The 11,685-nt window shown below is 30.8% G+C and carries 16 protein-coding genes; 2 read left to right on the forward strand and 14 right to left on the reverse strand.

Features of this window, described 5'->3' with window-relative positions; translation table 11 throughout:
- From atpA to J7M77_RS14160, 10 genes are all read right to left on the reverse strand, one after another.
- Positions 1-1,472, reverse strand: a 1,472-nt coding sequence (atpA, locus tag J7M77_RS14115) for a F0F1 ATP synthase subunit alpha (RefSeq protein ID WP_296879691.1), incomplete at its 3' end; no start/stop codon positions are given.
- Positions 1,473-1,481: 9 nt separating this feature from the next.
- Complete coding sequence (locus J7M77_RS14120; protein WP_296879693.1) at positions 1,482-2,015, reverse strand: F0F1 ATP synthase subunit delta; 534 nt, start codon at positions 2,013-2,015, stop codon at positions 1,482-1,484.
- Positions 2,015-2,518, reverse strand: coding sequence for a F0F1 ATP synthase subunit B (atpF, locus tag J7M77_RS14125; RefSeq protein ID WP_296879695.1), 504 nt, complete (start codon positions 2,516-2,518; stop codon positions 2,015-2,017). The genes J7M77_RS14120 and atpF overlap by 1 nt, the downstream gene beginning before the upstream one ends.
- Positions 2,519-2,539: 21 nt before the next feature.
- Positions 2,540-2,767, reverse strand: a complete 228-nt coding sequence (atpE, locus tag J7M77_RS14130; RefSeq protein WP_294580134.1) for an ATP synthase F0 subunit C — start codon at positions 2,765-2,767, stop codon at positions 2,540-2,542.
- Positions 2,768-2,805: 38 nt separating this feature from the next.
- A complete protein-coding gene (locus J7M77_RS14135) occupies positions 2,806-3,471 on the reverse strand; it encodes a F0F1 ATP synthase subunit A (RefSeq protein WP_367237034.1) in 666 nt (221 codons plus the stop codon).
- 3 nt (positions 3,472-3,474) lie between these two features.
- Positions 3,475-3,849 (reverse strand): hypothetical protein, encoded by a 375-nt coding sequence (locus tag J7M77_RS14140; RefSeq protein ID WP_296879699.1) that lies wholly within the window; start codon positions 3,847-3,849, stop codon positions 3,475-3,477.
- On the reverse strand, positions 3,836-4,459 hold the full coding sequence (upp, locus tag J7M77_RS14145; protein WP_296879701.1) for a uracil phosphoribosyltransferase: 624 nt from the start codon (positions 4,457-4,459) through the stop codon (positions 3,836-3,838). Before upp ends, J7M77_RS14140 begins: the two co-directional genes overlap by 14 nt.
- A gap of 12 nt (positions 4,460-4,471) precedes the next feature.
- Positions 4,472-5,710 (reverse strand): serine hydroxymethyltransferase, encoded by a 1,239-nt coding sequence (gene glyA, locus J7M77_RS14150; protein WP_296879702.1) that lies wholly within the window; start codon positions 5,708-5,710, stop codon positions 4,472-4,474.
- A gap of 1 nt (position 5,711) precedes the next feature.
- Entirely contained in the window at positions 5,712-6,152 is a 441-nt protein-coding gene (gene rpiB / locus J7M77_RS14155; RefSeq protein WP_296879704.1) for a ribose 5-phosphate isomerase B, read from the reverse strand.
- The gene (locus J7M77_RS14160; RefSeq protein WP_296879706.1) at positions 6,149-6,754 is read right to left on the reverse strand and encodes an L-threonylcarbamoyladenylate synthase; all 606 of its coding nucleotides are present in this window, start codon (positions 6,752-6,754) and stop codon (positions 6,149-6,151) included. Before J7M77_RS14160 ends, rpiB begins: the two co-directional genes overlap by 4 nt.
- Before the next feature lie 234 nt (positions 6,755-6,988).
- On the opposite strand from J7M77_RS14160, the gene J7M77_RS14165 reads away from it, so the two are divergent.
- A complete protein-coding gene (locus tag J7M77_RS14165; protein WP_296879708.1) occupies positions 6,989-7,609 on the forward strand; it encodes a hypothetical protein in 621 nt (206 codons plus the stop codon).
- A gap of 388 nt (positions 7,610-7,997) precedes the next feature.
- Complete coding sequence (locus J7M77_RS14170; RefSeq protein ID WP_296879710.1) at positions 7,998-8,990, forward strand: Abi family protein; 993 nt, start codon at positions 7,998-8,000, stop codon at positions 8,988-8,990.
- A gap of 366 nt (positions 8,991-9,356) precedes the next feature.
- Here the strand turns inward: J7M77_RS14170 and J7M77_RS14175 are convergent, their stop codons facing one another.
- The 4 genes from J7M77_RS14175 to pssD form a co-directional block, all read right to left on the reverse strand.
- Positions 9,357-10,052, reverse strand: coding sequence for a hypothetical protein (locus J7M77_RS14175; RefSeq protein WP_296879712.1), 696 nt, complete (start codon positions 10,050-10,052; stop codon positions 9,357-9,359).
- A gap of 89 nt (positions 10,053-10,141) precedes the next feature.
- Positions 10,142-10,924, reverse strand: coding sequence for a glycosyltransferase (locus tag J7M77_RS14180; RefSeq protein ID WP_296879714.1), 783 nt, complete (start codon positions 10,922-10,924; stop codon positions 10,142-10,144).
- A 9-nt stretch (positions 10,925-10,933) separates the two neighbouring features.
- Positions 10,934-11,410, reverse strand: a complete 477-nt coding sequence (gene pssE / locus J7M77_RS14185) for a PssE/Cps14G family polysaccharide biosynthesis glycosyltransferase (RefSeq protein WP_296879716.1) — start codon at positions 11,408-11,410, stop codon at positions 10,934-10,936.
- Positions 11,410-11,685 (reverse strand): PssD/Cps14F family polysaccharide biosynthesis glycosyltransferase (gene pssD, locus J7M77_RS14190; protein WP_296879718.1); only part of this gene is annotated, 276 nt, incomplete at its 5' end. The genes pssD and pssE, both read right to left, overlap by 1 nt.

Consider the following 11,685-nt stretch of genomic DNA (forward strand, 5'->3'; position numbering starts at 1 on the left):
TCTTTCATCTGTTTTTCTAATTCAGATGAAATTTCTTTTTTCTGATTAATTTCATCAATAATTTCTTGATGATTTAATGCAACATGATTTACTAACTGATCCATAAAATTAGAAACTTGTTCCACTTTTAAAGTTTTTGTAAATCCATATTTTAAAGCAAATAATGTAATTACTTGTGTTGATACTTCTCTTGGTGAGTATTGAGCTTGTTTCAATACTTCACGTACTTTAGCTCCATGGTCTAAAGTAGCTTTAGTAGCGGCATCTAAATCCGAACCAAATTGAGCAAATGCTTGCATTTCAGCATATTGAGCTAGTTCTAGTTTCAATGAACCGGATACTTGCTTCATCGCTTTAATTTGCGCTGACGATCCAACACGACTAACTGACAATCCTGTATCAATCGCTGGTCTAAATCCTGAATTAAATAAATCTAATTGCAAGAAAATTTGCCCATCAGTAATCGAAATTACATTAGTTGGAATATAAGCCGAAATATCACCAGCTTGAGTTTCAATGATTGGTAAAGCTGTAATTGATCCGCCACCATTTTCCTCATTTAAGCGACAAGCACGTTCCAACAATCTTGAATGTAAATAGAATACATCTCCAGGGTACGCTTCACGTCCTGGTGGTCTTTTTAACAATAATGATAGGGTACGATAAGCCACCGCATGTTTAGATAAATCATCGTAAACAATTAAAACGTCCTTACCTTGTTCTAACCATTCTTCACCAATTGCACACCCAGCATAAGGGGCAATGTATTGTACTGGTGCTAATTCACTGGCAGAAGCACATACAACTGTTGTATATTCCATCGCACCACCTTGACGCAATTTTTCTACAATTTGAGCTACCGTCGAGTTCTTTTGACCAATAGCTACATAAATACAATAAATATTTTGTCCTTTTTGATTTAAAATCGTATCGATTGCAATCGCTGTTTTACCAGTTTGACGATCACCAATGATCAACTCACGTTGACCACGTCCAATTGGAATAATCGCATCAATTGAAGTAATCCCAGTTTGTAAAGGCTGGTCAACTGATTTTCTCGTCATTACCCCACTGGCAACTTTTTCAATTGGACGAGTTTTAGTTGTTTTAATCTCACCATTGCCATCAATTGGCTGTCCTAGTGGATTTACAACTCGTCCTAGCATTTCATCACCAACAGGAACTTCCATAATTCTTCCTGTTCGTTTTACTTCGTCACCTTCTTTAATAGCACTTTCAGAGCCCAATAATACTGCTCCCACACTATCTTCATCAAGGTTCATGACCATTCCATATACATCACCTGGAAAAGCTAGCAATTCTCCTAACATAGCGTCGTCTAAACCATGAATAACGCAAACACCGTCACCAACTGTCATAACTGTTCCCACGTCTTTGCGTTCAATTACTTCATCAAAATGCTTGATTTGTTCCTTAATCAAAGCACTTATTTCATCTGGTCTAAGTCCCACTATTTTCACCTACTTTCTTAATAGTTCTTTCTTTAATAATGAAACTTTATTTTTAATAGAACCATCGTAAACTCGGTTTTTAATGACCACTTTAATTCCACCAATCAAACTTGGATCATTAATTACCGTTAATTTAACTGTTTTTTGTTCTTTTTTACTAATGGCAGCCTCGACTTCTTTAATTTGTTTACTGTCAAGGGTAAAACTTGTATATAAAGTTCCCTCTTCAATTCCTAAATATTCATTCGCAAGTTCTTTAAATTCCTGATTTATTTCTAGAATATGTTTGATTCGTCTTTTTTTAATTAATAGTTTTAAAAAATTCACTATGTATGTATCTATTTGACCCTTAAAACCTTGATCAATAATTTGATACTTATCTTCATTAGAAACCGAAACTTCATTAAAGAATCTTATAAAATTGGGATTTTCAAAAAAGATCTTATTAACTAAATTCATATCTTTTTGATAATCTAATACTGCCTGTTGATCAAGAGCTAATGAAAACAATGATTGAGCATAACGTTTAGCTACAGTTTCCATTAATTAATCACATCATCGACAAACTCATCAATCATATTACGATTACTTTCCGTGTCGATTTCCTTTTCCATAACTTTACTAGCCACTTCAATTGCCACATTAACAATTTCTTCTCTGATTTCAGTTTTAGCAGCTTCTTTTTGGTACTCAATCTCACGATTTGCCTGAGCTATTTTTGCTTTAGCCTCTTGATTAGCTTCATCAACAATATTGCGTTTTATTACGCTGGCATCTTCTTTAGCCTTTTCAACAATATTTTGATATTGAATAGCGGCATCTCGTGCTTGTTTTTCACTTTCTTCAACAAACTTCTTAGCTTCATCCTTCATAGTTGCGGCATCAGTCATGGTGCTTTCAATATACTCTGCCCGTTTAGCAAAGTATTCTTGAACCGGCTTCCATAAAAACTTCTTAAAAATAAGCAGCATTATACCTGTTGCCAATAACTGCACCACAAGTGTCGTAATATTCGGGAACAGTTTTCCAGCTATATCAATTCCCATCTTATTTCCTCCTTGTAATTATTAGTATACGAATAATAAGATTAATGATACCAATAATCCATAGATTGCAACTGTTTCTGTTAACGCGATCCCTAAGATCATAGTAGTACGTACTTTTCCTTCAGCTTCTGGATTACGTCCGATTGCTTCAACGGCTTTAGCCGCAACCAACCCTTCTCCAATCCCTGTAAAAGCTCCAGCACATACAGCAATAGCTGCTGCAATTGCAATTAAACCTGTGTTATCCATAATTTCTCCTCCAAATTTATTAGTTTATTTATCTTTAACTAGGTATTGACTTCTAGTGAAATCAAAATACTAGATAAAGTCACAAAAATTAAGGTTTGTACAAAACCTGCAAAAACATCGAAATACATATGTAATATTGATGCAATAATCGGTCCTAAAAAGTTAAAATCGATAATATAACTTGATAGATACCCTGTAAAACTATAAACTAGCGACATTAAAATCGAACCAGCTAATATATTACCAAATAACCTCATTGATAGTGAAATCATTGGTGAAATAGCACTTAAAATATTAGTTGGCGGCAATAATAAATTTTTGACATAAGCAAATATACCATTAGTCCGCAAAGAGTTATATTGAATTAACGTAACTGTTATCAATCCAAGTGCTAATGTGACTGATAAACATGAAGTCGGCGATTCAAAGCCCCATAATCCGCTGATATTACAAATAAAAACATAAACAAACAGCATACTAAAATATGGATAATAATTTTTAGCAAACCGTGGTGGGCCTGGCATAATTGATGACATATACTTATAAATCATATCAATTCCCGTTTCCACCAGCAAAACAATTCCTTTAGGCTTTTGTAATGGATCTGCTTTTTTGAATTTATTACCAATCACAATAAAAGCAATTGATAATACCGTCATAATAATTAATGAGTAGATTAGTTCTACCTGGATCTCAATTCCCACTTTCTAACTCACCTCTTTTCGATAATAGATTTGTAAAGTTACTCGCATTATTAAACATCCTACAAATGTTGCTGCCAGATGAAAAAACTGATCGAATACGATTGAAACATAAAAACTAAGTCCAATTAACGTTAATTTTAAAACAAAGATCAGCGCAACAATCAGCGGACTATTGTGCTGCAACGCTAAAATTGCATCCGTCATCTTAACAGTCATTAAAAATGTAGTAATGCTTACCAAATATCCTAATAAAAAACCTGGTAAAAAAGTATAATTATTCAAATATATCGATATCAACAAAAATACTATTTCACCGATCATAAACATCTTAAATGATTTGTTTAATATTTTCTTTATATCCATCTTAATCAGTACCAAATAAGCGATCCCCGGCATCTCCTAAGCCTGGAACAATATAACCTTTATCATTTAGCTTATCATCTAAAACTGCAAGTGTCAAATCCACATCAGGATGTTCTTTTTCAATTACCGCTACTCCTTCAGGGGCACCTACTAAACATACTAGTCGTAAATCTTTAGCACCTCTAGCTTTCAAACTATTTAAAGCGGCACTAGCACTTCCGCCTGTAGCTAACATTGGATCAACGACAATTACAGTCGCCTTGTCTAATCCTTTAGGAAATTTTGCATAATATTCTTCTGGCTGTAAAGTTTCCTCGTTTCTAGCCATGCCAATATGTCCTACTTTAGCACTTGGAATTATTTTTCGAAATCCATCAACTAGTCCAATTCCGGCTCGTAAAATCGGAACTAGAATAATTGGTTTTTCCAATTTGTAACCTACAGTTGAACAAATTGGAGTTATAACCGGTTGTTTAACTAACGGCAAATCTTTAGTCACCTCATAAGCCATCAACATCGCAATTTCATCAAGATTATCTTTAAAAACATTAGTTTTAGTATTGACATCGCGCATGATCGTTAATTTATGTTTAATTAAGGCATGATTTAAAATTGTCGTTGTCATTTTTACTACTCCTTAAATATATTTGATTTCCTGATACATCTTCACTTTATCAGTTAATGCTTTTACTCTTTTTAAACATTCATCTTTTATTTCATCAGTTTCCTCATTTTTTAAACGATAAGCAATGATCTTACCTACTTCATAAAAATCTGCTTCGTTAAAACCTTTAGTTGTCATTGCTGGGGTTCCAACCCGAATTCCACTGGCCTTAAATGGTTTTTCAGTATCAAATGGAATAGCATTTTTATTCGCGGTAATATTGATTTCATCTAACAAACGTTCTGCCTTTTTACCAGAAATTCCACAACTAGCTTTAACATCAATTAAAATCAAATGATTATCAGTTCCACCAGCAACCAGTCTAAAACCTTCTTCTTTTAAAGATTTTTCTAAAGCTTTTGCATTTTTAATGATTTGATGAGCATATTCTTTAAACTCTGGCTGCATTGCTTCATAGAAACACGCCGCTTTAGCAGCAATAATATGCATCAGCGGTCCCCCTTGCATTCCTGGGAAAACGGCACGATCGATTGCTGGAGCTAATTCTTTTTTACAAATAATTGCCCCACCACGAGGTCCTCTTAAAGTTTTATGAGTTGTCGTCGTTACAACATCAGCATAAGGAAGTGGTGAAGGATGATAACCAGCAGCAACCAATCCCGCAATATGAGCCATATCAACCATAAATAATGCACCCACTTCATGTACACATTTAGCCATAAATTCAAAATCAATAATTCTTGAATAAGCACTCGCCCCAGCGACAACTAATTTTGGTTTGATTTCCTGACATTTTTTCTTAAAATCATCATAATCAATTGTTTCACTATCTTTGCTAACACCATAGCTATAGAATTCATAATTGATTCCTGAATAATTTAGCGGATGACCATGAGTTAAATGTCCGCCATCAGCTAGTGACATTCCTAACACTTTATCACCATGATTTAATAACGCCATATATACAGCAGTATTAGCCTGAGCCCCACTATGAGGCTGAACATTGGCATATTCACCATTAAAGATCTTACATAATCTTTCTTTAGCTAAAGTTTCTACTTCATCTACAAATTTACAACCACCATAATAACGTTTACCTGGATAGCCTTCAGCATATTTATTAGTTAAAACACTTCCCGCTAATTCCATGATTTCTGGAGATACGAAGTTTTCTGAAGCAATTAGTTCGATGTTATTGCGCTGACGATTTAATTCTCTTTCAACGCTTGCAAATACTTCTAGATCCTTCATTTCATTCCTCCTCGTAAGCCATCATTTTTTTAATTCTTTGGACATGACGGTCACCTTCAAAATCAGTTGTAAGCCATGCTTTAAGAATTTCCAAAGCTAAACCTTCACCAATAACTCGCTGTCCCATTGCCAACATATTTGTATCGTTATGAGCTCTAGTTGCCTTAGCACTAAATACATCATGGCACAGTGCACATCTGATTCCTTTAACTTTATTAGCAGTAATACTTACACCTATACCAGTACCGCAAATGACAACCCCCTTGTCACAAGTACCACTAGCTACTGCTTTAGCTGCTTTCCCCGCATAATCTGGATAGTCACAGCTATCTTCACTATATGTTCCAAAATCTTCTACTTCATACCCATTAGTTTCTAAATAATCTTTTAAAACATTTTTTAATCTAAATCCACCATGATCACAAGCCATTGCTATTTTCATTTCAACACCTCCGCTATTTCATCTTCGGAAATATCACCTAATCTTAATATTTCCACTTTACCCTTACTTAAATCTACAATCGTACTAGCCTTTTTACTAATGCTTTCACCTTTTACAATCAAAGGAATTTTGCCATCAAATACCTGACTCACACTTTGATCATTGACCAAACTGTCTTTCCCCGACATATTAGCACTTGTTACTAACATTGGTCCTGTTTTTTCTAATAATGATAAAACAAAATCATCATCAGGTATTCTAATTCCAATCGTATCCAATGAAGCGGTGAAATAATCATCAATAAAAGGTCTTTTTTTCAAAATGATAGTGATCATTCCTGGCATAAAGGCATTAATTATTTTTTTTGCCGGTTCGTTTATATAAGCATATTTTTCGATATCTTTAGCACTTGCAATCATCATCGATATTGCCTTTCCTTTATCACGCTGTTTTAGCTGATATAAAGCATCTAATGCTTCTTTAGAACCAAACTTAACCCCTAAACCAAAAACAGTTTCAGTAGGAAAAGCCACAACTTTATTATCGCTAACTAACTTAGCGACTAGATCAAGCGCATCTTTTTCAACCAAAACCGTATTCATAGAATCACCTCATTTGCCCTATATTATACAATAAATAATTTAAAATTTGTAGCATTTTAGTGATATTTTAATACGATGTTAACATTATGAAAAATTAATGTAAAGAAAATAAAAATTAAACAAATCTACTTAAATGATTATCTTTGGATTAAATATTACAATTTTTTAAAAACTTAAAAATAAAAAAAGAAAAAACAATACTTACGGGAGTATATAATAATAGGAGGTATTTTTATGACAGAAAAAGAAACACGAAAAGAAGCAATTAAAGCATTTGAAAGTGCAATCAAAGAAGGAGTGAGTTTTAAAAACAAAGTCTTATTTAAATTCCCATTTTATCAAGGTGATAGACTATCTGATCAATTAATCAAGATTATTGCCAATAGCATTTTTGATCTCAAACTTAAAGAAGTAAAAGATATCCATCCCGTCCTCTTCCTCAATGAAGAAAGAGTCATTGAAATTGAAGCTATTTGCGAAACAGGTAAAACCATTAAAATTTCATTTCATAATGGTGACTATTCAAAAGAACAAATTCGTCTAGTCCAACTCTATGAATTTAAAATGTTTGCCGATCAAGAAGAGCGGATCAATGAAAGATACGAATTACTTTATCCGGTTTATCAAGTGTTCTTTACTAATGGTATCGACAAAAGACATCCTGATTTATTTGATATCTTTCAATATCGTAACGATGAAGGAGTGCTTCTAAATAGAAATTTAACAAATCGAGCTTATGTGTATCTTCCATACATTAACACTATTATCAAACAAAAAGGAATTGATAATCTTAGTGATTTTGAAAAAATTGTATTGATTATTGCTGATGCTATGATGATTGAAACAACTAAATAGGACTATCTAGCTGAAAAAATTATCCTGTTTCTTCAGTCAGATTAATTTTATTTAATTTTTATGACAAAAAATAACAATATATTTTACAATATAAGCGTCTTTTCTTCTAAATTTGAAAAGTTGTTTTATATAAAAATTGTTAATATTTATTGATTACCAACTTCAAAGATTACTTTTAAAATTTACAATCTACTTTTTAATTAACTAGTCAACAAAATTTAGATACATATTCAAAATTTTAAATAATAAAACAAATCAATACAAAACAGGAATGTATATGTTAGTAACAAGAGAATTTGTTTAAAAAATATCCTAACTACATCTACATTAAAAATTAAACTTTATCTTTATAGGATTAATATCCTACAAACAAGGAGGATTGATAAAAATGTATGATAAACCATTCAAAACATATAGACAACAAATGAAACATTTAAGAGATAATAAAAAAATCAATTGTACAGGTAGTAAAGATAAGCAAATTTTATTAAGAAATGGATACTTTAATTTAATTAACGGTTATAAATCTCCTTTTATATTTAAAACCGATAAAAATGGAGTTCATACTTATATTGGTGGCACATCTATCAAACACTTTAAAGCTGTCAAACATTTTGACGATGAATTAAGATACATATTTTTAAAAAATATCACAAAAATAGAAGAAGAAATCCGAACTTTAGTTGGTCATAAATTTGACTATACCAATAATCATGGCAAAACAGAATGGTTCGAAGTAGAATCCTATAATCCAAATGTAAGAACACAAGATAAAATTAAAATAATTGCTAAATGTTATTATCAAATTAACAAGAGTAAACAGCTCTATGTTGCACATTATTTAAACAATCATAATTCGCTACCTACCTGGGTATTTATTAAAGTTATAAATTTTTCAACCTTTATTGATTTTATTTCTATATCTAAATCTAATGTTATCAATTCAATTTGTAGGTTATATTCTATTTATGACTCAGATGGAAAAATTAATATAAATCTTCTTATTTCAATGCTCCATTGGATGAGAATAATAAGGAATTCATGTGCACATAACGAAAGAATCTATGGAATTTCAAAAGATAATAATCGACTAAACCAACCATTCAACCAATTTCTAAAAAATCCAAAAGCATACACAAAACATAGATCACAGCATTTAATAGATTTGATAGTTTACTTGCGTTACTTTATGCAAGATGTAGAATATCAAAATTTTATACATCAAATTAAGAATCAGTTTTCTATATTACAATTATCGTTAAACAAAAATGCTTTTGAAAAAGTACGAGCAGAAACAGGAATAAAAAACATTTCAGTTTTAGATGAATTAGCTAGAACCTCTAAGTTTATAGATTATAATAAATTTGAAGAATTTGATTAATATAAGTATAGATATCACTAAATAAAATCAAAAAACATTCTTAATATATTTTCAATTTTTTTAAAACTAAAATAGAAAATATACGTTTTAATGATTTTAAAAATCATGAATATCATTTAAGTTATGATGAAAATGCAGTAAAAACATATCTAATAGCACTTATATATTTTATTGTTGTATAAAATAAATTTTGTTTGACATAATAAAAATGTATGATATAATAATCGTACCGAGATGACTGGCTTTGTCAGCCGAAAAAGAACCTTCTTTGTAAGGTTCTTTTTCAATTAAAAATAAACAATTATCATTTAATGATAAAAAGTACTAAGTCCATTTTTAATGAAACTTAGCACTTTTTATTTTTAACTATTCTGGATAAGTAATTGCTAATCTAGTCAAGATACCTTTTTTATTTTCAGTTACAAACTCATATTTATAACCTTGATCATCTGAATAATGCCAATGACCATCTGTATTTTGGTATGGATCACCTATAATATGTGAAAGATCATTATGACTAGTAGTTTTTCCATCCATTGGAATTTCTTGATCATCTTGAGTTATAAAAACAATTGAATCTAGACAATGATGATTTTCTTCTTCCATGATTGTATCGTAATCTAATGTAATTTGAGTCACTTTACAATCAGCAATTGGAAGACTTTTATCAGTATCATTTTCATAACGAATACCAAACCATTGCCATTCATCATCTGCTCCATCAATATATACCCTTAAGAAAGCAACCATTGATGAAATTCCACCAGCATCTAACTCACCAGCTTCATCTACTGTTTTTCCAGTATCACCTAATTCAACTTTTGAACCAATCTTTTCTAAATATTTAACATATTCACCAACTGTTTCTGGTAAACATACTTTTTCATTTTCAATAGTAAAATACTTAATTAATCCTTTTGATTCTGTAAATGGTCTATCTTGAGTTGTACTCGTTTCATCAGAACCACCTGATGAACTACCATCATCAGAATTATCACCACATGCAGTAAGAGCAAATACCATCATCAAAGATAGTCCAACTGCTAAAATCTTTTTAAGCATAATAATTCTCCTTTATTTTTTTATTCAAGAAATATTATAATGATTTTTTTTATTTAATCTACAAATTTTGTAAATTTATTAGAATATTTCTAATTATTACTATCTTCAGCTTTTACATAGAATTTGTTAATTAGTTTTGAGATACTTTTAGGCCAAAATTTTTGAAACATAATAAAATCTTCTTTAGTTCTTACTCGTTCATTAATAATTTCTGTTGTTGTTGATCCTTCATGCACCCTATGCCCCATTAAACAATCATTTATAAGTGTAAATTTTCCTTTTTTTAAAGATAATTTTTCCCAAGCATACCAGTCAACATTACAAACAAAATCACATTTAAAAATATCTGCAGTTTTGATATTTTCCTTTACAAACGTTACCGCTGGACAACTAATCGTATTTCCAAAACGCAATGACAACCGTTTACCAAATTTACTTTTTGATAGCATATTAAATCTAAGTGGAAATAATAAAATTCGTTTTATTTTTAAATTAGTATTACTATATACTTTACCAGTATCTCTTATTTCATAGTAATCGCTAAATACAATTAATGAATCTGGATGTTTTTGATATGCTTTTACAATTTTATCTGAATATTCATAATCATAGATATCATCTTGATGAGCAACTGTTGTTAATTTAGTTTTACCACAAGATACTGCAAAATCAAAATCATAACCAATTCCCATGCCTGGATTTGGATTTATTAAAACCTCTAATGAATATTTATCAGCCATATTTTTAATATAATCATTTGGTGTTGAAGTAGCTATAACTACTTTACTAGGATATTTTTGATTTAAAACAGATTTGATACATTCCTCTAAATAAGCTGATTCTTTATAAGCTAAAACAACATATGTATGCATACTATCCTCCTATAAATTATTGATAAAATTAGTTATTTCATCAATAATTCCCTGCTTTTCACTTTTATACTCTTTCGGTGTAAAAGTATAGGCATTTTCAACTAATTCGTCAAGTTTGCTAAGATCATGACAAGAAATAATATAGTTTTGTTTTTCAAAACGTTCCATGATTTGAACTTGATGATCATTATTTTGTTCCTTATATTTACCTAGACGGGGAACTACAATTGTTCTTTTCTTCAACTTCAACGCTGAAACAATAGCTCCTACTCCGGCATGCGTAATGATTAAATCTGCAATTTCGATTTGATGTAACAACTCAGCTTCACTATAATATTCTTGGCTATGAATTTTATCATATTCACCTTTAGTATAGCCTAATTGAACGTAAACATCGTGTTTATTTACAAACTGTGAATCTAAAATTGCATTTAATAAACGATCAAAGCGTTTATCTTGTGTACCAAACATAACAAAAATTCGCATTATTTTAGTCCTCCTCGATATTTAGCTTTAGGATATAACTTCAACATATCTTCCCATTGAACTAAAAATAAATCAGCAATCGGATAAACTAGTTTCCCTGATAATGTCTTAGTTGTAATATTAGCAAAAGTTTCTATAAAGATAACTTTTTTTCCAAACAGTTTAGCAATATAACATATTGGTACTGTTGTATGGGCTCCAGTAGCAATTACTACATCTGGTCTAACTTTTAAATATGCCCTAAAACTTTTAAATATATTAATTGGAAAATTACA

The sequence above is a fragment of the Thomasclavelia sp. genome, from assembly GCF_017889095.1.
In the GTDB taxonomy this organism is placed as follows: Bacteria; Bacillota_I; Bacilli_A; order Erysipelotrichales; family Coprobacillaceae; genus Thomasclavelia.

Excerpts from the sequence above, each read along its gene's own strand:
- J7M77_RS14120 (WP_296879693.1), bottom strand. The coding sequence starts at position 2,015 with ATGGAAACTGTAGCTAAACGTTATGCTCAATCATTGTTTTCATTAGCT.
- atpF (WP_296879695.1), bottom strand. The coding sequence starts at position 2,518 with ATGGGAATTGATATAGCTGGAAAACTGTTCCCGAATATTACGACACTT.
- atpE (WP_294580134.1), bottom strand. The coding sequence starts at position 2,767 with ATGGATAACACAGGTTTAATTGCAATTGCAGCAGCTATTGCTGTATGT.
- upp (WP_296879701.1), bottom strand. The coding sequence starts at position 4,459 with ATGACAACGACAATTTTAAATCATGCCTTAATTAAACATAAATTAACG.
- glyA (WP_296879702.1), bottom strand. The coding sequence starts at position 5,710 with ATGAAGGATCTAGAAGTATTTGCAAGCGTTGAAAGAGAATTAAATCGT.
- rpiB (WP_296879704.1), bottom strand. The coding sequence starts at position 6,152 with ATGAAAATAGCAATGGCTTGTGATCATGGTGGATTTAGATTAAAAAAT.
- J7M77_RS14160 (WP_296879706.1), bottom strand. The coding sequence starts at position 6,754 with ATGAATACGGTTTTGGTTGAAAAAGATGCGCTTGATCTAGTCGCTAAG.
- J7M77_RS14165 (WP_296879708.1), top strand. The coding sequence starts at position 6,989 with ATGACAGAAAAAGAAACACGAAAAGAAGCAATTAAAGCATTTGAAAGT.
- J7M77_RS14170 (WP_296879710.1), top strand. The coding sequence starts at position 7,998 with ATGTATGATAAACCATTCAAAACATATAGACAACAAATGAAACATTTA.
- J7M77_RS14175 (WP_296879712.1), bottom strand. The coding sequence starts at position 10,052 with ATGCTTAAAAAGATTTTAGCAGTTGGACTATCTTTGATGATGGTATTT.
- J7M77_RS14180 (WP_296879714.1), bottom strand. The coding sequence starts at position 10,924 with ATGCATACATATGTTGTTTTAGCTTATAAAGAATCAGCTTATTTAGAG.
- pssE (WP_296879716.1), bottom strand. The coding sequence starts at position 11,410 with ATGCGAATTTTTGTTATGTTTGGTACACAAGATAAACGCTTTGATCGT.